Origin of the sequence: Xanthobacter oligotrophicus (assembly GCF_008364685.1) — a bacterium.
GTDB classification, from domain to species: Bacteria; Pseudomonadota; Alphaproteobacteria; order Rhizobiales; family Xanthobacteraceae; genus Xanthobacter; species Xanthobacter oligotrophicus.
The window spans coordinates 166,967-190,669 of sequence record NZ_VTTL01000007.1 but is presented as its reverse complement, the minus strand read 5'-3'; the positions used below and the strand labels follow the sequence as shown (position 1 = coordinate 190,669).

Here is a 23,703-nt window from a genome sequence, read left to right as displayed (position 1 = left end):
GTGGGTGGTTCAGGGGCCGAGCAGGTCGATGAGGGCGGGGATCAGCGGCTCGTCGGCGGGAGGCATGGGGATGTCGCGCAGGCGGCCGGGGCGCAGCCATTGCAGTGCCTGATGCTCCTTGCGCTGGATAGTGCCCTCCCAGCGGCGGCAGATCCACAGGGGCATCAGCAGGTGGAAGGTCTCGTAGCCGTGGCTCGCGAACGTGAGCGGGGCAAGGCAGGCTTCCTTGACGGTGATGCCCAGTTCCTCGTCCAGTTCGCGGATCAGCGTCGCCTCGGGCCGCTCCCCCGGCTCCACCTTGCCACCGGGAAACTCCCAGAGGCCGGCAAGGGCCTTGCCCTCCGGCCGCTGGGCGACAAGCACGCGGCCGTCCGCGTCCACCAGGGCGCAGGCGGCGACGAGGGTGATCTTCACGAGCGATAATCCCCGTTGATCGCCACGTATTCCTTCGTGAGGTCGCAGGTGAGCACCCGGTCGGAGCCGCGGCCGAGGCCGAGGTCCACGAACAGGTCGATCACGTCGTTCTTCATGTAGTGGGAGACCACGGCCTCGTCATAATCAGGGTCGCGCGCGCCTTCGTGGGCGACGCGATAGTCGCCGAAGGAGATGGTGAGGCGGTCGCGGTCGGCGGGCTCGCCGGCCTTGCCCACGGCCATGACCACGCGGCCCCAGTTGGCGTCCTCGCCGGCCACGGCGGTCTTCACCAGCGGCGAGTTGGCGATGGACATGGCGATGCGCCGCGCCGACTTCTTCGACACCGCGCCGGTCACCTGGATACGCAGCAGCTTGCGGGCGCCCTCTCCGTCGCGGGCCACCTGCTCGGCGAGGTCGGCGAGCAGGTCCACCAGCGCGTGGCGAAAGGCGCGCAGGGCCGGATCGTCCGCGCTCTTCACGGTCTTCGCGCCGCGCGCCTTGGCGGCGCCGGTGGCGAACAGGAGCAGGGTGTCGGAGGTGGAGGTGTCACCGTCGATGGTGACGGCGTTGAAGGTGTTCTTCACCCCCTTGGAGAGCAGGTCCTGCAGCACGCCGGCGGCGATGGGCGCATCGGTGAAGACGAAGGAAAGCATGGTCGCCATGTCCGGGGCGATCATGCCGGCGCCCTTGGCGATGCCGTTGATGGTCACCGGCACGTCGCCCAGCAGCACCTGGGCGGTGGCGAGCTTGGGGAAGGTGTCGGTGGTCATGATGGCGCGGGCGGCGTCGAGCCAGGGCCAGTCCACGAGGCGGCCGGCGGCCTCCGTCAACGCGCCCTCGAACTTGGTGGCGTCCAGCGGCTCGCCGATGACGCCGGTGGAGGCAAGGAACACCTCCGAGGTCTTGCAGCCCAGCGCCACGCCGGCGATCTCGGCGGTCAGCTGGGTCGCCTCGCGGCCCTTCAGGCCGGTGAAGGCGTTGGCATTACCGGAATTCACCACCAGGGCGCGGGCCTTGCCCTTCTTCAGCAGCTCGCGGCACCACTCCACCGGCGCCGAGGGGCACAGGGACCTGGTGGTGACGCCAGCCACCGTGGTGCCCGGAACGAAGGACATGACCAGGACGTCGGTGCGCCCGTGATAGCGGATGCCGGCGGCGGCGGTGGTGAAGTTCACCCCGGGCACCGGCAGCAATTCGGGCACGAACTTGGGCGCGAGGGGAGAGATGGTCGACGACATGGCTGTTCCCCGGTGATGGCGCGTCTCGTGTGCCGCAGCTTCAGGGCCAAGGCAAGGGCGCCGATGGCGCCGGTTGCCGCAGCCCCGCGCCAGAGCTGCGCGCCCGCACCATATGCCCGTTCCTTGGCGCTGCCTAAACTTCCGCCCCGATGGCTGCCAGGGCCGCCTTCGCCACCTCCACGTCCTCCGCGCCCTTGCCGGAGCCGACGCCGATGCCGCCCACGCACACCCCGTCGAGAATGATGGGGAAGCCGCCCTCCAGGTTGGTCAGCCGCCCGCCGGCGGCGATGGCGAGCTTCAATTCCAGCGCGGGATCAAGCCGGCTGGTGGGCTGGCGGTGGGAAGCGGCGCTGATGGCCTTGGACAGGGAGGTTTCCCGCGACAGCAGCTTGGCCCCGTCCATGCGCACGAAGGCGAGAAGGTTGCCGCCCTCGTCCACGATGGAGATGTTCTGCGGCACGCCCATGGCCTCCGCCTTCGCCACCGCCGCGTTGAGGGCGACGAGCGCGCCGGCATGGGTGAGCCGGACGGCGGGACGGGTGAAGGCGGCTTTCTCTGTCGACATGAAGGGGCCTTTCAGTCTTGTGTCTCAGCTCCGGTGCTCGACCGGTGCCGCGGGAATTGGCTCACGCGCCGCGCGGCTCGACATTGATCCATTCGGCGGCGGGCCGGCGGATGATATCAGCCAGGCGGGCCAGCATGGCATCGCATTGGGCAAGCTCCTCACGCCCTACCCATTCGTCCGCCTTGTGGGCGCGGGCGATGTCGCCTGGGCCACAGACCAGGGTAGGGATGCCCGCCTGCGCGTAAAGCCCGGCCTCGGTGCCGAAGGCGATGGTGCCCGGGGCGCCATTGTCGCCGGTGAGCCGCGCCACGGCAGCGGCCTCCGGCGCGTCGGGGGCGGTGGCGAGGGCGGGATAGGCGGAAAGCTCCTCCAGCAGCAGGTCCGCCTCTGGCGCTTGCGCCTTCAGGGCCGCGCGCGCCTCCTCCGCCAGCGCCTCGATGCGGCGGAACAGGGCGGCGGTGTCGCTGCCGGGGATGGAGCGCAGCTCGAATTCCATCACCGCCTGGTCCGGCACCACGTTGAGCGCCCCGCCGCCGTGGAGGGAGCCGATGTGGAGCGTGGCATAGGGCGGATCGAAGGCGCCGTCCTGCGCGCCGGTCCTCAGCTCGTCCGCCAGATCCGCGAGCCGGGCGGTGAACCGGGCCAGCGCCGTCACCGCGTTCGCCGCCTGGTGCGGCAGGGCGGAATGGCCGGTGCGGCCCAGCGCAGTGGCGCGCCAGCCGGTCTTGCCCTTGTGGGCGCGCTTCACTTTCATGCCCGTGGGCTCGCCCACGATGCACAGCAGCGGCAGCGCCGGCAGCGCCGCGATTGCCGCCACCAGATCCCCCGCGCCCTTGCAGCCGATCTCCTCGTCGTAGGACAGGGCCACATGCACGGGGGTCTGCGGATCGGCGGCGGCGAAGGCAGGCAGCGCCGCGAGGACGCAGGCGACAAAGCCCTTCATGTCGGAAGTGCCGCGCCCGTACAGCCGGCCATCCCGCACGGCGAGGCGGAAGGGATCGCTGGTCCACGGCTGTCCCGCCACCGCCACCACGTCGGTGTGGGCGGACAGCACGATGCCGGGGCGGTCCTCCGGCCCGATGGAGATCAGCAGCGCGGTCTTCTCGCCGCCGACGTTGGGCAGGCGACGCACGCGGGCGAAGGGGGCGGCGATAGCCGCGATGGCGGAGACCACCTCTTCATTGGCGGTATCTGTAATCGAAGGAATTGAGATGAGTTTTCCAAGTATTTCTTCGGATAATACTTGCTTGCTCATGCCCGCCCCGCTAGAAAATTCATGAAAAGGAGACGGGAATGACCTATTCCATCGCCGCACGCTGCCCGCAAACCGGGGCCTTCGGCATCGCCATCACCTCGTCCAGCATCTGCGTCGCCAGCCGGTGCGCCTGGGTGAGCCCGCTCGGGCTCGTGACCACGCAGAATGTGACCGACCCCGCCCTGGGGCCCGCCGGCCTCGGGCTGCTGCGGCAGGGCCTCGGCGCCGGCGGCGTGCTCACAACCCTGCTGGCGGGAACACCGGAGCCCGCCTTCCGGCAGGCCAGCGTCATCGACCGCTACGGACAGGTGGCGTGGCATTCGGGCGCCGAGGCCCTGCCCATCGCGGCGGTCGCGGAAGGGCACGGCTGCATCGCTCTGGGCAATCTCCTCACCCATGACGGCGTGCCGGCCGCCATGCGCGACGCCTTCCTCGCCAACCCCACCCTGCCGCTGGCCGAGCGGCTGCTGCGGGGGCTGGAAGCCGGGCTCGAAGCTGGCGGCGAAACCGGGGACGAGCATGCGGCGGGCCTTCATGTGGCGCGCATCTATGACTGGCCGGTGGTGGACCTGCGGGTGGATTGGGACGAGGCCCCCATCGCCACCCTGCGCGCCCTGTGGGACCGCTACGCCCCCGAGCAGGCCGCCTTCGAGAGCCGCGCCCGGTCCCCTGCCACTGCGCCCGCTTTCTAGGATCTCGGGCCCGCCACGGCGCCCGGCTTGTGAAGGCCGGACGCCGCCATCACTTCGCATCGGAGGCGAAGGCCACGGCGTCGCCCGCCGCGAAATCGAGGGTGACGCGCGCGCCTGCCGGCCAGCGGCCCGGCGCGTCATGGCCGGGCACGCGCACGGTAACGCGGCCGCCCTTCGCGGCCGGCACATCCACCAGTACGTCCACGTGGGAGCCCTGGTAGACATGGGTCGCCACCGTGCCGGCGAGCACGCCGTCGGCATCGGCGAAACGCATGGCGTCCGGCCGCACGAACAGGTCCACGGCGGCGCCGGGCGCAAGGCCGTCCAGGGTCTCGGCACGCACCTGCACCCGGCCCTCGCCCAGCGCGACGGTGGCCACATCCCCAAGGCGGCGTTCGAGGCGCGCCGGCAGCACGTTCACGTCGCCCACGAAGGCGGCAACGAAGGGGTCGAGCGGCCGGCGATAGATCTCGTCGGGCGTGCCCACCTGGCGGATGCGCCCGTCCGACATCACCGCGATGCGGTCGGACATGGAGAGCGCCTCGCTCTGGTCGTGGGTGACGAAGATGGTGGTGACGGCCAGTTTTTTCTGGATCTCCTTCAGCTCCACCTGCATGGAGCCGCGCAGATTCTTGTCCAGCGCCGAGAACGGCTCGTCCAGCAGCAGCACCTTGGGGCGGATGACGAGGGCACGGGCCAGCGCCACGCGCTGCTGCTGGCCGCCGGAGAGCTGGCGCGGCTTGCGATCGCCGAAGGCGGCGAGCTTCACCAGCGCCAGCGCCTCGGCCACCCGCTGCTCGATTTCCTTTTTCGGCACGCCGCGCATGCGCAGGCCATAGCCCACGTTCTTCGCCACGCTCATGTGCGGGAACAGCGCGTAGTTCTGGAACACCACGCCGATCTCGCGATCATAGGGCGGCGTCTCGGTCATCAGGCTGCCGGAGACGAAGATCTCGCCGCCGTCCGCCTCCAGGAAGCCGGCGATGAGGTTCAGCAGGGTGGTCTTGCCGCAGCCGGACGGGCCGAGCAGCGTCATGAACTCGCCCTGGCCGATCTTCAGCCACGCCTCGTGCAGCGCGGTGGCGTCGCCGAAGCGCTTGGTGACGCCGTCGATCTGGACGCCCACCGGGTGGGTCCGGGACGCCACGTCAGGCGGGGTTGAGGACATGGAGGCGCGCTCCTGCGGATCGCGGCGTTCAGCGGGCATGCTCAACGTTCAGCACCTTTCCGAGGCCGAGAAACTGGTTGGCGAGGGTGAGGAGGCCCGCCGTCACCACGATGTAGATGACGGAGAGCGCCGCGAGCGTCGGGTCGGCATATTCGCGGACATAGTTGTACATGGCCACCGGCAAGGTCTGGGTCGCCTGGGCGGTGACGAACAGCGAGGCCGTGAACTCGTTGAAGGACAGGATGGCCGCGAACAGCCAGCCCGAGAACAGGCCGGGGATGAGGAGTGGCAGCGTCACCGTCCACAGCGCCATGCCGGGCTTCGCCCCGAGGCTCGCGGCGGCCAGCTCCAGCCGCCCGTCGAGATTGCGCAGGGACACATAGACCGACCGCATGACGAAGGGCAGCACCAGCACCACATGGCAGACGATGACGAGGGCGAAGGTGCGCGTGGCATGCACCTGCGCGGCGAGGATGAGGAAGCCGAGGCCGATGGTGAAGTGCGGGATCACCAGCGGCGAGGTCAGCATGGCCTCCAGCGCCGTCTTGCCGCGAAAGCTGTAGCGGTCGATGGCGAAGGCGAAGCCCGCGCCCACCACCAGCGCGATGGAGGAGGCGAACGCGGTGATGATGAGCCCGTTCTGGAAGCCGACGGCGAAATCGCGATAGGTGAAGGCCCGCCGGAACCAGCGCAGCGACCACGACTGCGGCGGGAAGGTGAGGATGGCGCGGTCGTTGAAGGCCGAGATGGCCACCACCACCGCCGGCAGGATGATGAAGGCGACGATGAGCGCAACCACGCTCCAGCCGGCGACCTTCAGGATGCGCTCGCCGACGCGGGCGGGAATGACACGGCGGCGCATCAGTGGGCTCCGATCTTTTCCAGCGGGCGGATGGCCTGCTTCGCCATGGCCAGCACCGCGAAGGTGAGCGCGATGCCGGTGATGGAAAGCGCCGCCGCGAACGGGAAATTGAAGGAGGCGAAGCCCAATTGGTAGACGAGGGTCGAGATCATGCTCACCCGCCCGCCGCCGATCATCTGGGGAGTCGCGAAGGCCGAGAACGTCCAGGCGAAGGCGGTGGAAACGCCCGCCACCACCCCGGGCATGGAGAGCGGCAGCGTCACCGTGAGGAATGCCTTCACCGGCCCGGCGCCCAGCGAGGTGGCCGCCTTCTCATAGTCCACGTCGATGTGGGAGAGCGCGGCGGCGAGCATGATGACCATCACCGGCAGCGTCACATGCACCAGCGCCACCACCACGCCGAAGGTGGTGAACATCATCTGCACCGGACGCTCCACGAGGCCAAGGCCCACCAGAGTCGAATTGATGAAGCCGGTATTGCCCAGAACGATGATCCAGGAATAGGTCCGCACCACCTCGCCGAGGAACAGCGGCGTTACCGCCGTGATCAGCAGGAACGACTTCAGCGGCACGTTGCGCGTGCGCACCAGCGCGAAGGCCAGGGGATAGGCCACCAGGAGGGTGATGAAGGCGGTGAGCAGGCAGATCCACACGGTCTGCACGAACACCTGCGCATAGAGCGGGCGCAGCAGCGCCTCGAAATTCGACAGGGAGAAGCCGCCCGGATCGAGCGATCCCGGCACATAGGCGCGGAAGGCATATTGCAGGATCGCCGCCAGCGCCGCCGCCGAGGCAAGGGCCGCCAGCACGGCTGGGGTGACGAACAGGGCGAGGAAGGGGCGCTTGTTCATGCCATTCGACCATTCTTGAGCCGTCCCGGCGTCCTGTCCGGGGCGGAGGGGAGAGTGGGCAGGGGCCCCACACTTCCCCTCCGCAGTGATGCGATGCCCGACCACCGATCAGGGCAGTCTGGGGGCCGGGCGTCCGCCTCACATCCCGGGCGGACGCAGAGCCGCGCCCGCCATGACCGGCAGTCTCGACGACGACTTGCTCGACGACTATTTGGCGATCATGTTCTCGGAGAACCACTTGCGCCATTCGGCGGTCTTCTCCGCGCGCAGCTTGTGGTCGATGATGATGGTTTCCTTCTCCCACTGCTCGGCGGTGGTGAAGACGCCCGGAAGCTTGGCCGTCTCGGCGCTCACCTTGGCGCCGAGCACGGTGGGCGATCCCTTCTTCAGCTCGGCGATCTGGCCCTGCACCTCGGGATCGAGCGCCGTGTTGATGAACTTCTGCGCCAGCTCCTGCTTCTTGGAGCCCTTCATGATGGCCATGGTGTCGATGCCGAGCACGCCGCCTTCCTTCGGGATCACCAGCTTGATCGGAACGCCCTGCGCGATCATGTAGTAGGCATTCATGGACAGCATGATCTGCACCGGCGTCTCACCGGTGGCGATGAGCTGCTGGGAGTTGGCGTCGTTGGTGTAGAAGGCCTTGAAATTCGGCTTCAGCGCCAGCAGCTTCTGCTCGCCCTTCTGCCAGTCCGCAGGAGAGCCGCCGGCCAGCAGCGCGGACACCGCGATGATGTGGCTGGGGTCAAAATCGGGGGCCGCGATCATGCCCTTCAGCTCGGGGCTCCACAGGTCGGCCCAGGACGAGAAGGTGATGTTCTTCGGCGTCAGGTCGGGCCGGTAGCCGATGGTGTAGACATAGGCCCAGGCGCCGATGTGATAGGGGCTCACCTTGGCCTGCGGCACCAGCTTCGACGCATTGGGGATCTTGGCCAGATCCAGCGTCTCGAACAGGTCGTCGGTGGCATAGAGCCAGCCCACATGGGCGGTGGTGAAGGTGATGTCGCTTTCGGGGGAACCCTTGGCGAGCTTCGCTTTGTTCAGCCGGTCGATGGTGCCGCCGGTGATATATTCAACTTCCACGCCGGTGTCGGCGGTGAACTTCTTGGCGATGGTGTCGGCGATGAGATCGCGGAAGCTGCCGCCCCACGTGCTCACCACCAGCTTTTCCGCAGCGCTCACCGGACCCGCCGCGAGGGCGGCCAGTGCGAGGCCGAGGGCAAGGAACTTGCCTTTCATCCGTGTTCTCCTCTGGATCCGCCTTTGCGGCGGTTGATTATATGGGCCGATCCTGCGACATCCGACGCGAGACCTTTACGTAAATGTACGTAGAGTGGCGCGCGAATGAAACAGGAAAATTGCAATTCTAAAGTATTTTAGAAGCGTTTGAGCGTATCATTACTTCATTAAATACAGTCATTCCCCGCACCGATAGCGGCGCGAGGATGAGAGGCCCGATGCTTCACCGCCGTCCTGCCCGGCTGGTCCGGAGCAGCGACCCGGCCGCCGAGTGGATCCCCCGGTCAAGCCGGGGGATGACGGCGTTTGGAATGCGTCATGCGCATGCCGCCGCGCGCCGCGACGACGGACCGAGCACGCCGAAGGGCGCTCGCCGCCCTCACGCCCGCTCGGCCGGGATCTCGGCGATGATGTCGATCTCCATCAGATATTCCGGCTTGGCGAGGCCCTGCGCGATGATGCCGGTGGAGACCGGATAGACCCCCTTCAGCCAAGAGCCCACCACGCGGTAGACCGGTTCGCGATAGGCCCGGTCGGTGATGTAGATGACGATCTTCACCACGTCCTCGAGCCGCGCGCCGGCCTCTTCCAGGAGCACCTTGGCGCAGGCCATGGCGTTCTCGGTCTGGGCCGCCGCATCGCCGACGCCGACGATGTTGCCGTCGAGGTCCATGGCGGTCTGGCCGCGCAGGTAGACCGTGTTGCCGGCACGGACCGCCATGCATACGTCGTTGTCGAGATTCTGCTCGGGATAGGCCTGCTTGGTGTTGAAAGGGCGGATGCGGGTGTGGGTGGTCCGGGTTTGGGTGGTCACGGTGCGAACCTCAGGCAGCGGAGAGGCGCCGATAGGCGCGGTTGGCGTAGAGCAGCGGCTCGGCCTCGGCCTCGATGCCGTGGACCGCGGTCACCTCGCCCACCACGATGCGGTGGGTGCCATAGGCGTGGTGGGCGGCGAGCCGGCAATCGAAGCTCGTGAGCGCGTCGGCGAGCACCGGCGCACCGCTCGCCGCCACGTCCCAACGGGCGGCGGCGAAGCGGTCATCGCGCAGTTCGGGGATCTGGCCGGCGAAGGCGTCGGCGACCCGCGACTGGTGATGGGCGAGCACGTTGGCGACGAACACGCCGTTGGCCTCGATGGTCGCCAGCGCCGCGCTCTTCTCATGGATGCACAGGATCAGCGAGGGCGGCTCCATGCACAAAGAGGCCAGCGAGGAGACGGTGAGCCCGGCCTTCCCGGCCGGCCCGTCGGTGACGATCACCGCCACCCCGGACGCCATGCGCCGCATGGCCTCGCGGAACAGCGCCGGATCGATGGGGGCGCTCATTTCAGCGACCCCTTCACCCTGTCGGAGAGGCCGGCGGTCTTGCGCACGAAGTCCAGCGGACCCTCGAAGTCGAAGCTCTTGTAGACCGCCGCCAAGTGATTGAAGTGCGGCGCCTGGGCGAACTGCACGAAGGCGAGGCGGTGGCCGGCATAATCGGACGAGACGAGATCGCGCGCGAAGGCGAGCAGCTTGCGCCGGTCGTCGGATTCCCAATTGTCGTTGAGGGTGTAGAACTTCTTCAGCCAGTCCGAGGTGCCCTCGGCCTCGAACGCCGCCACGTTCGGCGTCACGCAGATCTGGCCGCCGATCAGCTCGCGGGTGGCATGCATCATGGCCGGAAGCTGCGAGCAGGCCAGCACGCGCCCGGCATAGAGGATGGACTGGTTGGGCATGAGCAGCCCCGCCGGGCTCTTCTCGGCCAGCGCGATGGAGGCGGTGAGGTGGGCGTTGATGCCCTCGCGATAGACCGCAAGGTCCGCCAGCTTCTCCTGTACCGACTGGAGTTTGTCGAGGCCGGTCTGCTTGGCGTTCCACAGCGCCGCGCCGATCATCATGTCGGCCACGTAGAGCAGGCGCAGCACATAAGGATAGGCCGAGTAGCGGTGCAGCGTGCCGCGCACGAACTGGGCCGCCTTGGTATAGCGATAGAAGAACACGTCCTCCCAGGGGATGAGAACGTCGTCGAAGATCACCAGCGTATCCACCTCGTCGTAGCGATTGGCGAGGGGATAGTCGGCCGGGTTGGTGCGGCCGGCGAAGCCCGAGCGGCAGATGTGCTTCACCCCCGGCGCGCCCATCTTGACGATGCAGCCGAGCGCGTAGTCACTTTCCTTCTCGTCGGTCCAGGCACCCACGGTGGGCTTGAGATAGGCCTGGTCCGCATAGGCGGCGGCGGTCTCGTACTTGGCGCCGCGGATGATGATGCCCGCGTCCGTCTCTTTCGTGACGTGCACCATCATGTCCGGGTCGCGCTCGGAGATGTGGCGGGAGCGGTCGCCCTTGGGATCGGTATTGGCGGAGACGTGGAAGGGGTCTTCCTCCACCACGCGCTTGATGTGGTTGTCGATGTTGGCGGCGAAGCGCGGGTCGATGGCGGCCAGCATGTCGCGACCGTCCTGCAGCGACCACATCTCGCCGATGGTCTCATCGCCGACGCGGGTGACCACCCCTCCCACGTCCTTCAAAAGGATGTCCACACCCTGGCGCTTGGCGTGCCAGTGCTCCTGTGTGGTGGGCGGTTGGTGGAAGATGGAATGCACCGCATTGTCTTCCACATAGGTCAGCGCCGGGGCGGTGGCCTCCTCGTGGTGGAGGTCGTACATGCGCGCCTTGATATCCACGATGGGCTTGAAGGCGGCATGGGTGGTGACATCCTTCACCCGCTCGCCGTCGATCCAGATCTCGCGCCCGTCGCGCAGGCCGTCCTTGTAGGCGGCTCCGGTCCTGATCATCTCGCGCCTGCTCCCGAATTGGTCATGCCTAGGATTGGTGCAGAGTGTGGGGCCGGCGCTCGGATCGATAAAATATTTTCTCTGAGGCGAAAAGATCGGCTTTTATGATCCAGATCAATGCGCCACAGTGGGGCCGTCACCGGAGCCTCGCCGACGTGGTCGTGTCCGCCCCCTGCCCGCTTTCGCGATTGCCTTTTCCATCCAGCGTCTTGGCCTGCCCGGAAGCCCCGGGGAGATGAACGTGTCCCTGCGCGCCCTGCGCTACGTGGTGGCCGCGGCCGATTGCGGCAACGTCACCGAGGCGGCACGCCAGCTCAACGTGTCCCAGCCCTCCATCTCCGCCGCCATCGCCCAGACCGAGGCGGATCTCGGGCTTCAGCTCTTCGTCCGCCACCATGCGCGGGGCATCTCGCTCACCTCGGCCGGGCAGCGCTATGTGAACGAGGCGCGCCATCTCCTCGCCCACGCCCGCGACTTCGCCCAGACCGCCGAGGCGCTCGGCGACAGTCTGAGGGGGGAAATCGCGCTGGGCTGCTTCCTCACCATCGCGCCGCGCTTCATGCCGGCGCTGCTGGCGCGCTTTGCCGAGGTGCAGCCGGGCATCACGGTGAAGCTGGAAGAAGGAGACCAGCGGGAGATCCTCGACGGCATCCTCTCCGGCAGGCTGGAGATCGCCGTGTCCTACGGCTATGCGGTGCCGGAGGAATTGTCGGGGGAACTGCTCATCGACCTGCCGCCTTTGCTGGTGGTGGCGGCCGATCATCCTTTGGCAGGCAAGAGCGTGGTCTCGCTGAAGGACGTGGCCGACGAGCCCTTCCTGCTCTACGACCTGCCCCACACCCGCGACTATTTCTTCTCCCTGTTCGATGCCGCCGGCATCACCCCGCGCATCGCCTACCGCTCGCGCTCCTACGAGCTGATCCGGGGCCTCGTGGGGCAGAAGCGCGGCTACACGCTGCACAATGCCTCGCCCCGCACCACCATGGCCTATGACGGCAGCCGGGTAGCGGTGCGACCGCTGAAGGAGCGCCTGCCGCCGGTGAAGGTGATGCGCCTCACCCTGCGCCGCCAGCCCATGCGCCCGGCGGTGGAGGTGTTCGCACGCTTCCTGTCCGATGCCTTCTCCCCCGGCGGCATGTTCGCCCCCGGGTCCATCGCACCGGACATGGACTAAAGTGGTTTCGAGCGAAGTGGGCACCGGTTCGTGTGAAGAAACTGCGTTGCTCCCGAGGCTGCGCGGCACGATGACGTAGCGTAAAATTCAAATGGGATGTCGGGACGGCCGCCGGCGTCCGTCCTTGGGGGGATGCAGGCCGCCATGGCCAGCCAGAACCGAGGAGAGCGACATGCGCGTGATGGTGATCGTGAAGGCGACGGCCGACAGCGAGGCGGGCCTCATGCCCTCGTCCGAACTGCTGGAGGCCATGGGCAAGTTCAACGAGGAGCTGGCCAATGCCGGCATCATGCTGTCCGGCGACGGCCTGAAGCCGTCCTCGAATGGCAAGCGCGTCGCCTTCGACGGCCCGGGACGCATCGTCATGGACGGCCCCTTCGCCGAGACCAAGGAGCTGATCGCCGGCTATTGGCTGTGGGAGGTCAAGGACATGGAAGAGGCGGTCGCCTGGGTGAAGCGCTGCCCCAACCCCATGCCCGGCCCGAGCGAGATCGAGATCCGGCCGCTCTATGAGATGGCCGATTTCGGCGACGCCGTGACGCCTGAGGCGGTCGCGCCCCACGACCGCGCCCGCGAGGCCATCGCCAAGCGCTGAGGGACCGACCGCCACAAGCGCGAGGGGACCCCCTCCCCTCGCGCTTCAATACCCCCGCTTGGGGTCCACCTGGTTCAAAACCTGTTCGCCCGCCTCGATGCGGCGGATGTTCTCCACGATCTGGGGCGCGGCAGTGCGCGGGATGGCGACGGAGGCGAGGTGCGGTGTCACCAGCACGTTGTCCATGGCCCAGAGCGGGCTTTCGGCGGGCAGCGGCTCCACCTCGAACACGTCGAGGGTTGCCTCGGCAATGTGGCCGGAGCGCAGCGCCTCGATCAGCGCCGCCTCGTCCACCACCGCCCCGCGGGCCACGTTGATGAACTTGGCACCCTTGGGCAGCTGCGCGAGGCGCGCGGCGTTCACGAGCCCGCGCGTGTCAGGCGTCAGCGGCAGCATCACCACCACGATGTCGCTGCCTGCGAGGAACCCGGGCAAGGCTTCAAGGCCGTGGAAGCACGAAACGCCCTCCAGCGCCTTGGGGGTGCGCGACCAGCCCCGCACGTCGAAGCCGTGCCGGGCCAGCTCCAGAGCCGCCACCGCGCCCAGGTCGCCGAGGCCGAGCACGCCCACGCGGGTCTCGGCCGCCGTGCGCGGATGCACATAGTGCCAGCGCCCCTCCCGCTGCGCCCGCTCGAAGGTGGGAATGTCGCGGGCGTGGCGCAGCACGCAGAACAGCACGAACGACGCCATCATCTGCGACATGTTGGGGTCGCTGAGGCGGGTGACCGGCACGTCCGGCAGATCATCCCGCGCCACCAGGGCATCCACGCCGGCGCCGAGATTGATGACGAGCTTCAGGTTGGGGAAGCGCGCGAAGAAGCCGTGGGGCGGCTTCCACACCAGCGCGTAGCGGACCTCCGCCGGATCCCCCTCCACATGGCCGTCCCCCGCCCGTGCGATCCGCACGTCGAGGCCGGGATGGGCGGCCTGAAGGGCGCTCGTCCATTCCTGTCCGATGTCCACGGCGCTGTAGAACACCAGCGCCCCGCTCGCCTGCTCGCTCACTTGCCCGTCCCCTCCGCCTGCGCCGCGGCCAGCTTCGCCGCCGCGCTGATGGCGAGTTCGTAGCCCAGCGCGCCAAGGCCCGCCACGATCCCCGTCGCCGCCTTGGAGACGAAGGAATGGTGCCGGAACGGCTCGCGCCGGTACACATTGCTCATGTGCGCCTCGATGATGGGCTTGGGAAAGGCCAGCAGCGCATCGAGGATGGCGATGGACGTATAGGTGAGGCCCGCCGCATTGATGACGATGGCATCCGCCTTGGCCCGCGCTTCCTGGATCCAGTCCACGATCACGCCCTCATGGTTGGACTGGCGGAAATCGAGGGTGACCCCCAGCGCCGCCGCATGGGCGTGGCAGCGCGCCTCGATGGCCGGGAAGCTCTCGCTGCCGTAGGTGCCGGACGGGTCGAGGCCGTAGAGATTGGCGTTCGGCCCGTTGATGAAGAAGATCGTGGTTGCCACCGCTGGTGTCCTGTTTTCTGGAAGGCGAATTTGGCAGGCGAACTTGGAAAGTCTCGCGCACTGTCAACGGCCCGGCCGCCGCCGGCCAATCGAAAGTTGGGATGGCGGGCATCGGCTTTCCTGATTTTGTGCCCCCCTCTTTGAAAGTCGGGGGAACCGGAGCGCGATAACGGCGTTCTCAGGTTCGACGTCGCGCCGGAAGAATAATCGGATCATGTCAGCTCCAGGTCTCGCGCCAAGTACGGTAGCAGCCGCACGCACAGTGTTGCTGGTCGAGGACGATGCCCTCGTCCGGCTGGTCACGGCGGGCGAATTGCGGGAGGCCGGCCTCACCGTCATCGAGGCGGCCTCGGCGCAGGAAGCCTACGAGGCCATCATCGCTGGCCTGCATGTGGACGTGGTGTTCACCGACGTGCGCACCGAAGGCACGCTGGACGGCTACGAGCTGGCCCGCATGCTGAAGGCGGAGCGCCCCAGCCTGCCGGTGATCCTCACCTCCGGCCATCTGGACGGTTCGGTGGCGGCCCTGGTCGCGCCCTTCCTCGCCAAGCCCTACAGCGTGGAAACCGTGATCCAGCTCATCCACGCCCAGTTCGCAAACGAGGCCTCCTGATGATGCAAGCCGATGCAGCCGAGCCCGCCCCCACCGTCCTGGTGGTGGAGACCGACATCGTCGTCCGCCATGTCATCGCCGATTACCTGCGTGGCTGCGGCTACCGGGTGCTGGAGGCGGCGACCGGCGAAGAAGCAGGCTTGATCCTGGAGGTGGAGGCCGAGGGCATCGACATCGTGCTCGCCGACGCCGCCGCGACCGGCGACCGGGAAGGCTTTGCGCTCGCGCGCTGGCTGCGGGAGACCCATCCCCACATGGATGTGGTGCTGGCCGGCTCGCCCGCCATGGCCGCCGCCCAGGCCACCGACCTGTGCGAGGATGGCCCGGCCGTGGACAAGCCCTATCAGCCCCAGCAACTGGCCGACCGCATCCGCTGGCTCATGGCGCGGCGCGGACGGCACCGCTGAAGCTCGCTTTTTGCCTGCCGGTGTTGAATGCTCACCGCAGCATGTAGCGCACGCCGAAGCGCACCTGGTGGGCAATTGTATCGCTCACAGCGAACACTCCGGCGGACGACGGCGACCCTAGATCCAGGTAGCGGTAGCCCACATCCAGGCTGAGGTCGGAGCTGAGCGCGTAGGACAACCCCGCCCCCGCCGACCACGCGAACTGCCAGTCGTTCACCGCTGGGCCGAAGGCAGCCGGGGTCACATCGAGCGTATTAATGGAAAAGCCGAGGCCGGCGCTCAGATAGGGCGTGAAGCCGGCCAGCGTGATCACGTCCCAGTACAGGCTCGCCAGTGCCACCGTCGCGTTCGACGACAGGTGGGCGACGCCGTTCCGGGCTGTGCCGAGGTCGAGATAGTCGAGGCTCACCTCGCCGCGCAGCACCGGGAGAAACCGGTAGCCCAGCCCGCCACCCACCGACCAGCCCGAGCCGGACAGATCACTGCCCGCCGGCACGCCCGCGGTGGTGACGCGGCCACCCGTGGAGGCCACATAGCCGGCATCCGCCCGCATGTACCAGCCGGAGGGGGCATCGTCCGAAACCTCGGGAGGGGCAAGGGAGAAATCGCCGGGGCGGCCGAGCTTGGCCAGCATGTCGGCGGCCTCGGGGTCAGCCGCCTGCGCCACCGTTCCGGCCGACAGGAAGGCCACCGCCGCCGCGCCGGCGAGACCACAACGCCCCGCACTCCAAAACCGCACCATTGCTTGAACCCGTGCCAAGATCCGCTTTCGAAGCAGACCCTCGCATAGCAAGCTTTAAGGCCGGATTAACCCTGACGAACAGTTAAGCGGGGGCTCAGGCGGCGACCTTCTGGAGCACGTCGATGACGTCGTCGACCACGTTCTCGACGAGGTCGCGGTCGTCGCCCTCGCCCATCACCCGGATCACCGGCTCGGTGCCCGAAGGGCGGATCAGCAGGCGGCCATGATTGGCGAGGCGGCGCTCCGCATCGGCGATCACGATCTTCACCTTCTCGTCCTCCAGCGGCCGGCCGCTGGCATAGCGCACATTCTTGAGGATCTGCGGCAGCGGATCGAAGCGATGGCACACCTCGGACACCGGCTTGCCCCGCCGCGCCACCACGGCGAGCACCTGGAGCGCGGCCACGAGGCCATCTCCGGTGGTAGAATAGTCCGACAGGATGATGTGGCCGGACTGCTCGCCGCCCACATTGTAGCCGTCCGCGCGCATGCGCTCGAGCACGTAGCGGTCGCCCACGGCAGTGCGGGCGAGCGAGATGCCCTCCCCCGCCAGATGCCGCTCCAGGCCCAGGTTGGACATGACGGTGGCCACCAGCCCGCTGCGGGCGAGGCGGCCGTCTTCCTTGAAGCTCTCGGCCACCACCGCCATCAGCTGGTCGCCGTCCACCACGTGGCCCTTCTCGTCCACGATGATCACCCGGTCGGCGTCGCCGTCGAGGGCGATGCCGATGTCGGCGCGCACTTCCCGCACCTTGGCGGACAGCGCGGCGGGCGAGGTGGAGCCCACGTCGCGGTTGATGTTCATGCCATCGGGCTCGACGCCGATGGAGACCACGTCCGCCCCCAGCTCCCACAGGGCTTCGGGGGCGACCTTGTAGCCGGCGCCATTGGCGCAATCCACCACCACGCGGATACCGTCGAAGGTCTGGTCCCGCGGCAGGGTACGCTTGGCATATTCGATATAGCGGGCGTGCACGCCTTCGAGCCGCTTGGCCCGGCCGATCTCGGCGGGCTTGGCGAGGCGCTTGGCCATGTCCTCGTCGATCAGCCCCTCGATCTCCCGCTCCACCTCGTCGGAGAGCTTGAAGCCGTCGGGGCCGAACAGCTTGATGCCGTTGTCGTCATAGGGATTGTGCGAGGCGGAGATCATCACGCCCAGGTCGGCGCGCATGGAGCGGGTGAGCATGCCCACCGCCGGGGTCGGCACCGGGCCGAGCAGCAGCACGTCCATGCCCACGGAGGTAAAGCCCGCCACCAGGGCGTTCTCAATCATGTAGCCGGACAGTCGGGTGTCCTTGCCGATGACCACGCGGTGGCGGTATTCGCCCCGCTGGAAGGTCAGGCCCGCGGCCATGCCGACCCGAAGCGCCAGATCGGCCGTCAGCGTTGCGTTGGCGCGCCCGCGCACACCGTCCGTCCCGAAATATTTGCGCGACATGTTCCCTCTTGCTCCACGCTGGCGCGGGCACTGATTCCACAGGGGTTTATCTGCCTTATCATCCCTGGCGCGCGGCACGCCATCACTTCTGGTGACGCGCGCGTAACGAAGCACGGCTGCCCCGCCCCTGGATGACACCCCGATGGTCTGTTCTCTACGGCTACAAAAGTGTCAAAAACAAAGCCTTGGCCGCAACAGGAAGGCACGCCGCCCTATACAGCCTAGCCGCCAGGGACAAACGCAGGGTTAAGGCGAAGATTGCGCCGGCCCCTCGCCCAATGCTACGGCTCCGCCGATTCTTTGCGGAGATTGCCCCTCGTGACCTCAAGCGCCCTCGACGTTCTCGCCATCGGCAATGCCATCGTCGATGTCCTCTCCCGCGCCGAGGAGGATGTCCTGGCCCGGCACGCCATGGTGAAGGGCGGCATGGCCCTCATCGACGAGACACGGGCGGAAGAGGTCTACGCCGCCATGGGGCCGGGCACCGAGGCCTCGGGCGGCTCGGCGGCCAACACGGCGGCGGGCATCGCCTCCCTCGGCGGGCGCGCCGGCTTCGTCGGCCGGGTGAAGGCGGACACGCTCGGCACCGTCTTCGGCCACGACATCCGCGCCGCCGGGGTCGCCTATGCCACGCCGGCCGCCGCCGACGGACCCGCTACCGCGCGCTGCCTGATCCTGGTGACGCCCGACGGCGAGCGCACCATGAACACCTATCTCGGCGCCGCCCAGCATCTCACCACCGCCGATATCCATGCGGGCGAGGTGGAAAGCGCCGCAATCACCTATCTGGAAGGCTATCTGTGGGACCCGCCGCCGGCGAAGGAGGCCTTCCTCGCCGCCGCCCGGATCGCCCACGGCGCCGGCCGCAAGGTGGCCCTCTCCCTGTCTGACGCCTTCTGCGTGGACCGTTATCGCGGCGAGTTCCTGGACCTGATCCGGGGCGGCACCGTGGACCTCGTGTTCTGCAACGAGGGCGAGCTGAAATCCCTCTACGAGACCGCCGATTTCGATGCCGCCATCGTCGCCCTGCGCCGCGATGCGAAGGAGGCGGTGGTGACGCGCTCGGAGAAGGGGGCCTCCTTTGTCACCTCCGGCGCGGTGGTGAGCGTGCCGGCCCATCCGGTGGAGAAGGTGGTGGACACCACCGGCGCCGGCGACCTCTTCGCCGCCGGCTTCCTCGCCGGCTACACGCGCGGGCTGGACCCGGCCACCGCTTTGCGCCTCGGCGCGCTGGCGGCGGGGGAGATCATCGGCCAGATGGGCGCGCGGCCCCAGCGTCCCCTCCTCGACCTCGCCCGCGAGGCCGGCCTCCTGTCGTGAGCGATTTGCCGAGTGACTCGCCAAGCGATTTGCCGGCCGCTCCCGACGTGGCGGACGCGGCCGGCCGGGCACTCGCCGCCATCGACAGCCGCGCCCCGCTGCTCATGGTGCTGGGCGGGGCCGGCACCGGCAAGACGACCTTCCTGCACGCCTTGCGCAAGACCCCGCGCGGGCGGCAGGTGTTCCTGGCCCCCACCGGCGTCGCGGCGCTCCAGGCCGGCGGGCAGACCATCCATTCCTTCTTCGGCATCCCCCCGCGCCTGCTCAACCCCGACGAGGTGAAGCCACGGGTGCAGGTGCGCCGCCTGCTCAAGAAACTCGACCGGGTGGTGATCGACGAAGTGTCCATGGTCCGCGCCGACCTCATGGACGCCATCGACATTTCGCTCCGCATCGCCCGCGACACTTCCGAGCCGTTCGGCGGGGTGCAGATGGTGCTGGTGGGGGATTTCCTGCAGCTCCCCCCGGTGGTGCCCATGGCCGAGCAGGAGATGCTGGGCCGGATGGGCTATGAAGGCCCCTTCGCCTTCAACGCCAAGGCCTTGGCCGACCGCGAGCCGGTCGGCGTGCCGTTTACCCACGTGCACCGGCAGACCGACCGCGCCTTCATCGCCATGCTGGACGCCATCCGGCGCGGACGCGGCGCGCGGGAGGCGGCGGAGGCCCTGAACGACGCCTGCGTGCGCCCCCATCGCGACGGCGCCCTTCCGGTGCTGCTCACCCCCACCAATGCCCGCGCCGACGCCTACAACGCCCGAGGCCTTGCCACCCTGGCCGACGCCGGCCGCGAATTCTCCGGCCTGCTGAAGGGCGAGTTCGGGCTGGAGGGCGACCGCCTGCCGGTGGCGGAACGGCTGGTGCTGAAGCGCGGCGCGCGGGTGATGGCCCTGCGCAACGATCCGGCCCGGCGCTGGGTCAACGGCTCGGTGGGCACCGTGGTGGGGCTGGGCGACAATTCCGCCATGGTGAAGCTGGATGCCGGGCCGGTGGTGGAGATCGAATCCTTCACCTGGGAGCGCATCCGCTACGGCTGGGACGAGCCGGGCGGCCGCATCGAGGCGCAGGTGGTGGGCACCTACACCCAGCTGCCGCTGGCCCCCGCCTGGGCGCTGACCATGCACAAGGCGCAGGGCCTGACCCTGGAAGACGTGCGCATCGACTTCGGCGACGGCGCCTTCGCCCCGGGGCAGGCCTATGTGGCGTTGTCGCGGGCGCGCTCGCTGGAAGGGCTCTCGCTGGTACGGGCGATCCGGGGACAGGACGTGCGCGTGGACCGGCGGGTGGTGGGGTTCATGGAGCGGTTCGAGGGGTGAGGATAAGTCTGACGCAGCGTCATCTATCATGACGGAACGACAGAGTCGATGGCGGTATTAAGTTGGCGCACTGCGTTTGATTATTGCATGTATCGCCGCGCGCCGGTTTTTCGACAGTTGACGCAGAAACCGCCCTCATGCACTAAACATTCCAATCAACGCATTCTCCTTGGCCCCTGCTTCCGCTTAAATTTCCGGTCTGGATAAGGATTTAAGCCGGCGCGACATCACCTGGAGCCCTGGGTTTACCTGCCTGCGACTCACGCTAGAAATGAGCACATCATCATGGGGAACAACTGTCGGAAACAGTCCTCAATTTAGACCGACTCTCTCCACGTCATGGCGAAACCTGTTGGTGTTCAAGCGTCGCACATAAACACAGGACGGATGGCTCAATCCAAACCGAGGCCGGGCCGTTGCCGGGAGTGGCAGCGTCCCTTCCCACAAGAGAAGGTCGCCCATGCTTTCAAAGCGTCATTTCCTGAAGATCCTCGCCGCCGGCGGGCTGTCCGCGCCGGCCCTCGTGCCCGGCCTGTCCCGCGCGGCGCCGGCTCCCGATCGCCCCGGCTTCTTCAAGGCGAAGGACATCGCCGAGGCCGGCTTCATCTACGGCCTGCCGCTGGTGATGAACTATGGGGTGATGTACGAATACGTGGTCGACAAGAACTCGGGCCAGTTCAAGGCCCCGTTCAACCAGATCTACAACGAAGCCCGTGTCTTCACCTATCAGGACACCTCGGTCCCCACGCCAAACAGCGACACGCCCTATTCGCTGGCGTGGCTGGACCTGCGCGCCGAGCCACAGGTCATCTCGGTGCCGGCGGTGGACCCCAAGCGCTATTATTCGGTCCAGCTGGTGGACGGCAACACCTTCAACTACGGCTATATCGGCAGTCGCGCCACCGGCAACGACGCCGGCGACTTCCTGGCGGTCGGGCCGCGCTGGACCGGCGAGACGACGCCCGGAATCCGCAAGGTCTTTCGCGCCAGCACCGACTTTGCCCTGACCATCTTCCGCACCCAGCTGTTCGATGCCGCCGACATCGACAACGTGAAGAAGGTGCAGGCGGGCTACCAGTTGCGGCCGCTCTCCGCCTTCCTCGGCAAGGCGGCGCCGCCGGCCGCGCCGGTGCCGGACTTCCCCAAGTTCACCAAGGACCTCGCGCGCACGGACTTCTTCGAGTTCCTCGATTTCGCGCTGCAATTCTCCCCCGCCCTGCCGGAGGAGCGCGAGATCCGCGCGCAGTTGGCCACCATCGGCGTCGGGGCCGGCAAGAGCTTCGATTTCAAGACCCTCTCGCTGGAGGAAAAGGCCGAGATCCTGCTGGGCCTCAAGGAGGGCCAGCGCAAGGTGACCGAGGCCGTGGCGGCCTTCGGCACGAACTTCAACGGCTGGCGGGTGGGCTCGCCCGCGGGCGACGCCGCCTTCTTCAACGGCGACTGGCTGCTGCGGGCGGTGGGGGCCCAGGCCGGCATCTATGGCAATGACGCCGTCGAGGCCACCTATCCGATGACGCGCCTGGATGCCGATGGCCAGACCCTCGACGGCTCCAGGCACAATTACACCCTGACCTTCCCGGCCGATGGCCTGCCGCCGGTCAACGCCTTCTGGTCGGTGACCATGTATGACGGCGTGAACCAGCTGCTCATCAAGAACCCCATCGACCGCTACCTCATCAACTCGCCGATGCTGCCGAACCTGAAGCGCAACGCCGACGGGTCGGTCACCCTCCTCATCCAGAACAAGTCCCCCGGCCCGGACAAGGAGAGCAACTGGCTGCCCGCGCCGGACGGCCCCATCTACCTGGTGATGCGCCTCTACTGGCCCAAGGAAACGCCCCCCTCCATCCTCCCCGCCGGCAGGGGCACCTGGCAGCCGCCGGGCATCCGGAAGGCCTGATAGGGGGGCGAGCCGCAGGAGCGGAGCGGCTGGCGCTGAAGCCCAGCGCGGGGGTGATACCCCCGCGCTGGGTGGGGCTGACGCTCGAAGACCCGCGCATCGACTTCGGCGACGGCGCCTTCGCTTCGGGTGGGCCTATGTGGCTGGCTCGCGGGCTTTGGAGGGGCAGTCGCTGGTACGGCCGATCCGCGGTCAGGATGCGCGCGTGGACCGCCGGGTGGTGGGGTTCATGGAGCGGTTTGAGGGGTGAGGGGGGCAGATGGTCGAACCAACATCGGAGCTGTTTCAACCCCCGCTTTTTGGATGGCCTCCCAACCGAACTCCGCCGGCCGCTGACACTCAGATTCCGAGATTCGAAGCAACGAACTGGTCAAAGGTAGTCCAGCCAATTGCTAAGGATCAGGCCTGCCCGAATTCGTTGCGTCTTGGCCTCCTTTAACTCCTTGCGGAGACGCGGCACGTTCCGCTTTTCGTCGTAGAAGAAAACTCCTCGTCGAAGCATAGGACCAAAAAGAGGATGGTTGCGGACATAGTCGCGACGCCCGTCTGACCACCATCCCTTCAGTGCAGCTTCGTAGGCGAGGAGCCACATGGGGGACGCCAGCCCATCAGCGGTGCCATATGGAAGCCATGCCGCTTCGTCGATTCCTCCTTCAATTAGACCACGAGCGTTAAGATCCATACAGAGCAGTGCACACGGGCTGCTCTCCAACTTGAAAACGTCAGTCAGTTGCTCCCGCCTCAGACGAATACGCAGCCCCTTTGCGATCAGGAGGGACCAACTCACTTCGAAGGCGTGCCCTACGCGGGAGTGGACACGGATGGTATCGCGAACAAATTTCTCCACCCGGTCGAGGGGGATCGGAACTGAATTACTATGCGCCTCGATCAGGGATTGAGCTAATATCGGCAACGTCGACAACGACTTACGCGAACATCTTATCATATAGTCGAAATACAGACTCGAATTAACATTATTTAGCTTGAACGACCTGGCACGTTTCATGGCCCATTTTAAAACAGCGTCTTTTTCATTTTGATCAGCGTAAAATAGCGCAAGCGTAAAGAAACGTTCTAGGTCACTCCGTTGATTTTCGGCGCTCCGTAGCCGCACTCGGCAAGCTCTAAGTTCCGAAACCCACTCAATGCACTCTACACCCCGCTTCCCCAAAGTTCGCGTCTTGGAGACATTAATATCGAGCTCGTAGTGAGACATGGCCGCCTCTAGTGCGGCGGCCACTTGATCATCATTTTCGCCCTCGTCGAACCCGATTAGAATATCATCCACATAACGGATCGAGCGTCGATCAAGATCGTGAAGCAGCGGCTGAAGCTCTCGCTCCAACCCCACCGCAACCACTTCCGACAGAATGCGCGAAGTATCAGGCCCAATCGGCATCCCAACAGACTGATCTTCCTGACCTTTTCTAAGTTCTAAATCTAGTAGATTACCAAGAGATTCTTTGAATTACTTTTGATATCTATTTTTCTTCACCCAATCTTTTCCATAGAGCGCACAAGCTATAGAATGCGTATATATACTATGGTAAAATCGAGTTATATCAGTTTTAAATGCATAATCATAATCAGATAGTATTTCTGCCGTCCTTTTATCAATAATGCCAAAATCTAACTTGAATACCGCCCGCGGACCCTCGGCGTCTAAAATTGGCCTGAA

The 23,703-nt window shown here is 66.9% G+C and carries 24 protein-coding genes; 8 read left to right on the top strand and 16 right to left on the bottom strand.

What is annotated here, in order from left to right; all coding sequences use genetic code 11:
• Positions 1-9: 9 nt before the first annotated feature.
• From FZ033_RS13450 to argE, 4 genes are all read right to left on the bottom strand, one after another.
• On the bottom strand, positions 10-414 hold the full coding sequence (locus FZ033_RS13450) for a (deoxy)nucleoside triphosphate pyrophosphohydrolase (RefSeq protein WP_149576634.1): 405 nt from the start codon (positions 412-414) through the stop codon (positions 10-12).
• Positions 411-1,652, bottom strand: a complete 1,242-nt coding sequence (gene argJ / locus FZ033_RS13445) for a bifunctional glutamate N-acetyltransferase/amino-acid acetyltransferase ArgJ (protein ID WP_149576633.1) — start codon at positions 1,650-1,652, stop codon at positions 411-413. Before argJ ends, FZ033_RS13450 begins: the two co-directional genes overlap by 4 nt.
• Positions 1,653-1,785: 133 nt before the next feature.
• Positions 1,786-2,217, bottom strand: coding sequence for a GlcG/HbpS family heme-binding protein (locus FZ033_RS13440; RefSeq protein ID WP_149576632.1), 432 nt, complete (start codon positions 2,215-2,217; stop codon positions 1,786-1,788).
• A gap of 61 nt (positions 2,218-2,278) precedes the next feature.
• Positions 2,279-3,472 carry an acetylornithine deacetylase gene (gene argE / locus FZ033_RS13435; RefSeq protein ID WP_149576631.1) on the bottom strand — a complete coding sequence of 398 codons (1,194 nt, stop codon included), beginning with the start codon at positions 3,470-3,472 and terminating at the stop codon, positions 2,279-2,281.
• Positions 3,473-3,510: 38 nt separating this feature from the next.
• Between argE and FZ033_RS13430 the strand changes: the two genes are divergently transcribed.
• Positions 3,511-4,164, top strand: coding sequence for a DUF1028 domain-containing protein (locus tag FZ033_RS13430; RefSeq protein ID WP_149576630.1), 654 nt, complete (start codon positions 3,511-3,513; stop codon positions 4,162-4,164).
• A 49-nt stretch (positions 4,165-4,213) separates the two neighbouring features.
• Here FZ033_RS13430 and FZ033_RS13425 read toward each other — a convergent pair whose 3' ends face one another.
• From FZ033_RS13425 to FZ033_RS13395, 7 genes are all read right to left on the bottom strand, one after another.
• Positions 4,214-5,371, bottom strand: a complete 1,158-nt coding sequence (locus FZ033_RS13425; protein WP_232847469.1) for an ABC transporter ATP-binding protein — start codon at positions 5,369-5,371, stop codon at positions 4,214-4,216.
• Positions 5,361-6,194 (bottom strand): ABC transporter permease, encoded by an 834-nt coding sequence (locus FZ033_RS13420; protein WP_149576629.1) that lies wholly within the window; start codon positions 6,192-6,194, stop codon positions 5,361-5,363. The genes FZ033_RS13425 and FZ033_RS13420 overlap by 11 nt, the downstream gene beginning before the upstream one ends.
• Positions 6,194-7,045, bottom strand: coding sequence for an ABC transporter permease (locus tag FZ033_RS13415; protein WP_149576628.1), 852 nt, complete (start codon positions 7,043-7,045; stop codon positions 6,194-6,196). The genes FZ033_RS13420 and FZ033_RS13415 overlap by 1 nt, the downstream gene beginning before the upstream one ends.
• A gap of 207 nt (positions 7,046-7,252) precedes the next feature.
• Positions 7,253-8,284, bottom strand: a complete 1,032-nt coding sequence (locus FZ033_RS13410; protein ID WP_149576627.1) for an ABC transporter substrate-binding protein — start codon at positions 8,282-8,284, stop codon at positions 7,253-7,255.
• A gap of 379 nt (positions 8,285-8,663) precedes the next feature.
• Positions 8,664-9,098 (bottom strand): RidA family protein, encoded by a 435-nt coding sequence (locus FZ033_RS13405; protein ID WP_149576626.1) that lies wholly within the window; start codon positions 9,096-9,098, stop codon positions 8,664-8,666.
• A 10-nt stretch (positions 9,099-9,108) separates the two neighbouring features.
• Positions 9,109-9,609, bottom strand: a complete 501-nt coding sequence (locus FZ033_RS13400) for a flavin reductase family protein (protein ID WP_149576625.1) — start codon at positions 9,607-9,609, stop codon at positions 9,109-9,111.
• Entirely contained in the window at positions 9,606-11,060 is a 1,455-nt protein-coding gene (locus tag FZ033_RS13395) for a 4-hydroxyphenylacetate 3-hydroxylase family protein (RefSeq protein WP_149576624.1), read from the bottom strand. The genes FZ033_RS13400 and FZ033_RS13395 overlap by 4 nt, the downstream gene beginning before the upstream one ends.
• A 235-nt stretch (positions 11,061-11,295) precedes the next feature.
• Between FZ033_RS13395 and FZ033_RS13390 the strand changes: the two genes are divergently transcribed.
• Complete coding sequence (locus FZ033_RS13390) at positions 11,296-12,234, top strand: LysR family transcriptional regulator (protein WP_149576623.1); 939 nt, start codon at positions 11,296-11,298, stop codon at positions 12,232-12,234.
• A 172-nt stretch (positions 12,235-12,406) separates the two neighbouring features.
• Positions 12,407-12,829: a YciI family protein gene (locus FZ033_RS13385; RefSeq protein WP_149576622.1), complete on the top strand. Its 423-nt coding sequence runs from the start codon at positions 12,407-12,409 to the stop codon at positions 12,827-12,829.
• Positions 12,830-12,874: 45 nt separating this feature from the next.
• Here the strand turns inward: FZ033_RS13385 and FZ033_RS13380 are convergent, their stop codons facing one another.
• Both FZ033_RS13380 and FZ033_RS13375 read right to left on the bottom strand, forming a co-directional pair.
• The gene (locus FZ033_RS13380; RefSeq protein ID WP_149576621.1) at positions 12,875-13,834 is read right to left on the bottom strand and encodes a 2-hydroxyacid dehydrogenase; all 960 of its coding nucleotides are present in this window, start codon (positions 13,832-13,834) and stop codon (positions 12,875-12,877) included.
• Positions 13,831-14,292, bottom strand: a complete 462-nt coding sequence (locus tag FZ033_RS13375; protein WP_149576620.1) for a type II 3-dehydroquinate dehydratase — start codon at positions 14,290-14,292, stop codon at positions 13,831-13,833. Before FZ033_RS13375 ends, FZ033_RS13380 begins: the two co-directional genes overlap by 4 nt.
• Before the next feature lie 214 nt (positions 14,293-14,506).
• On the opposite strand from FZ033_RS13375, the gene FZ033_RS13370 reads away from it, so the two are divergent.
• Complete coding sequence (locus FZ033_RS13370) at positions 14,507-14,905, top strand: response regulator (protein WP_149576619.1); 399 nt, start codon at positions 14,507-14,509, stop codon at positions 14,903-14,905.
• Entirely contained in the window at positions 14,905-15,312 is a 408-nt protein-coding gene (locus FZ033_RS13365) for a response regulator transcription factor (RefSeq protein WP_149576618.1), read from the top strand. Before FZ033_RS13370 ends, FZ033_RS13365 begins: the two co-directional genes overlap by 1 nt.
• 31 nt (positions 15,313-15,343) lie before the next feature.
• Here FZ033_RS13365 and FZ033_RS13360 read toward each other — a convergent pair whose 3' ends face one another.
• Complete coding sequence (locus FZ033_RS13360) at positions 15,344-16,054, bottom strand: outer membrane protein (protein WP_149576617.1); 711 nt, start codon at positions 16,052-16,054, stop codon at positions 15,344-15,346.
• A gap of 94 nt (positions 16,055-16,148) precedes the next feature.
• Positions 16,149-17,492: a phosphoglucosamine mutase gene (gene glmM / locus FZ033_RS13355; RefSeq protein ID WP_138401272.1), complete on the bottom strand. Its 1,344-nt coding sequence runs from the start codon at positions 17,490-17,492 to the stop codon at positions 16,149-16,151.
• A 318-nt stretch (positions 17,493-17,810) separates the two neighbouring features.
• Here glmM and FZ033_RS13350 point away from each other — a divergent pair, with 318 nt between their 5' ends.
• The 3 genes from FZ033_RS13350 (at position 17,811) to FZ033_RS13340 (ending at position 22,025) form a co-directional block, all read left to right on the top strand.
• Entirely contained in the window at positions 17,811-18,812 is a 1,002-nt protein-coding gene (locus tag FZ033_RS13350) for an adenosine kinase (RefSeq protein WP_149576616.1), read from the top strand.
• Positions 18,813-18,859: 47 nt separating this feature from the next.
• Positions 18,860-20,125, top strand: a complete 1,266-nt coding sequence (locus FZ033_RS13345; protein WP_232847468.1) for an ATP-dependent DNA helicase — start codon at positions 18,860-18,862, stop codon at positions 20,123-20,125.
• Between the two features lie 460 nt (positions 20,126-20,585).
• Positions 20,586-22,025: a DUF1254 domain-containing protein gene (locus tag FZ033_RS13340; protein WP_149576615.1), complete on the top strand. Its 1,440-nt coding sequence runs from the start codon at positions 20,586-20,588 to the stop codon at positions 22,023-22,025.
• Between the two features lie 370 nt (positions 22,026-22,395).
• On the opposite strand, the gene FZ033_RS13335 is transcribed toward FZ033_RS13340, so the two are convergent.
• Positions 22,396-23,424 carry an RNA-directed DNA polymerase gene (locus tag FZ033_RS13335; protein WP_149576614.1) on the bottom strand — a complete coding sequence of 343 codons (1,029 nt, stop codon included), beginning with the start codon at positions 23,422-23,424 and terminating at the stop codon, positions 22,396-22,398.
• Between the last annotated feature and the right edge of the window lie 279 nt (positions 23,425-23,703).

Bases quoted from the DNA above. Each gene is read 5' to 3' on its own strand.
- FZ033_RS13395 (WP_149576624.1), bottom strand. From the start codon at position 11,060: ATGATCAGGACCGGAGCCGCCTACAAGGACGGCCTGCGCGACGGGCGC.
- argJ (WP_149576633.1), bottom strand. From the start codon at position 1,652: ATGTCGTCGACCATCTCTCCCCTCGCGCCCAAGTTCGTGCCCGAATTG.
- FZ033_RS13400 (WP_149576625.1), bottom strand. From the start codon at position 9,609: ATGAGCGCCCCCATCGATCCGGCGCTGTTCCGCGAGGCCATGCGGCGC.
- FZ033_RS13410 (WP_149576627.1), bottom strand. From the start codon at position 8,284: ATGAAAGGCAAGTTCCTTGCCCTCGGCCTCGCACTGGCCGCCCTCGCG.
- glmM (WP_138401272.1), bottom strand. From the start codon at position 17,492: ATGTCGCGCAAATATTTCGGGACGGACGGTGTGCGCGGGCGCGCCAAC.
- FZ033_RS13340 (WP_149576615.1), top strand. From the start codon at position 20,586: ATGCTTTCAAAGCGTCATTTCCTGAAGATCCTCGCCGCCGGCGGGCTG.
- FZ033_RS13370 (WP_149576619.1), top strand. From the start codon at position 14,507: ATGTCAGCTCCAGGTCTCGCGCCAAGTACGGTAGCAGCCGCACGCACA.
- argE (WP_149576631.1), bottom strand. From the start codon at position 3,472: ATGAGCAAGCAAGTATTATCCGAAGAAATACTTGGAAAACTCATCTCA.
- FZ033_RS13440 (WP_149576632.1), bottom strand. From the start codon at position 2,217: ATGTCGACAGAGAAAGCCGCCTTCACCCGTCCCGCCGTCCGGCTCACC.
- FZ033_RS13430 (WP_149576630.1), top strand. From the start codon at position 3,511: ATGACCTATTCCATCGCCGCACGCTGCCCGCAAACCGGGGCCTTCGGC.
- FZ033_RS13335 (WP_149576614.1), bottom strand. From the start codon at position 23,424: ATGCCGATTGGGCCTGATACTTCGCGCATTCTGTCGGAAGTGGTTGCG.
- FZ033_RS13415 (WP_149576628.1), bottom strand. From the start codon at position 7,045: ATGAACAAGCGCCCCTTCCTCGCCCTGTTCGTCACCCCAGCCGTGCTG.
- FZ033_RS13390 (WP_149576623.1), top strand. From the start codon at position 11,296: ATGAACGTGTCCCTGCGCGCCCTGCGCTACGTGGTGGCCGCGGCCGAT.
- FZ033_RS13420 (WP_149576629.1), bottom strand. From the start codon at position 6,194: ATGCGCCGCCGTGTCATTCCCGCCCGCGTCGGCGAGCGCATCCTGAAG.
- FZ033_RS13425 (WP_232847469.1), bottom strand. From the start codon at position 5,371: ATGCCCGCTGAACGCCGCGATCCGCAGGAGCGCGCCTCCATGTCCTCA.
- FZ033_RS13360 (WP_149576617.1), bottom strand. From the start codon at position 16,054: ATGGTGCGGTTTTGGAGTGCGGGGCGTTGTGGTCTCGCCGGCGCGGCG.
- FZ033_RS13385 (WP_149576622.1), top strand. From the start codon at position 12,407: ATGCGCGTGATGGTGATCGTGAAGGCGACGGCCGACAGCGAGGCGGGC.
- FZ033_RS13365 (WP_149576618.1), top strand. From the start codon at position 14,905: ATGATGCAAGCCGATGCAGCCGAGCCCGCCCCCACCGTCCTGGTGGTG.